Source organism: Streptococcus oralis (assembly GCF_003943825.1).
Taxonomy (GTDB): Bacteria; Bacillota; Bacilli; order Lactobacillales; family Streptococcaceae; genus Streptococcus; species Streptococcus oralis_CD.
Genome location: NZ_RJNJ01000096.1, coordinates 1 through 618, shown reverse-complemented (window position 1 = coordinate 618; position 618 = coordinate 1). Strand labels below are relative to the sequence as shown.

Genomic DNA, 618 nt, shown 5'->3' with positions numbered 1-618 from the left:
GGAGTGTGTGTATTTGTGATATTGAAGCCTTCTACTTTAGATGTATAACCATCAACTGGAACTTCTACTACAGAGTATTCGATTGCTTGACCGTCTTTATAACGATCAAGGTCTGTGAACTCATAAGTCCAACCAGTTGCTTCTGAGGCTACCGCAGTCTTACCAGTGTCTTGACCATCCGCAAGAAGTTTCACTGTGATAGATGCTGGACGGATACCGTCTTGGTTCTCTTCATCTTTCCAGATCTTATGACCTTTTACAGATGTTTTCTCTGGAGCATGTGTATTGGTAACTGTGTACTTACCATCTTTGTACGTAGTAACCGTTGAGGTATATTCTTTCACAGCTACTTCTTTGACAGTATACTTGATTTCTTTACCATTTTCATACTTAGGAAGTGCTTTTGATTCGAACTTCCAACCAGTTGCTTCTGAAACTTCAATTTCTTGAACAACTTTGTCGCCGTTAAGAATTTGAACTTTCACTTTATCTGCACGTTTGCCGTCTTGGTTGTTGTTATCTTTCCACACCTTAGTTCCTGAAAGAACGACTGTTTCTACGTCATGAGTGTTTGTCACCACTTGACCAGTCACAGAGGCTTTATAGCCAGCTGGTACA

At 40.5% G+C, this 618-nt stretch carries 1 protein-coding gene; it reads right to left on the bottom strand.

Annotated elements, in window-relative coordinates; genetic code table 11:
• Window positions 1-618, bottom strand: a 618-nt coding sequence (locus D8863_RS10790; RefSeq protein WP_125441873.1) for a Cna B-type domain-containing protein, incomplete at both ends; no start/stop codon positions are given.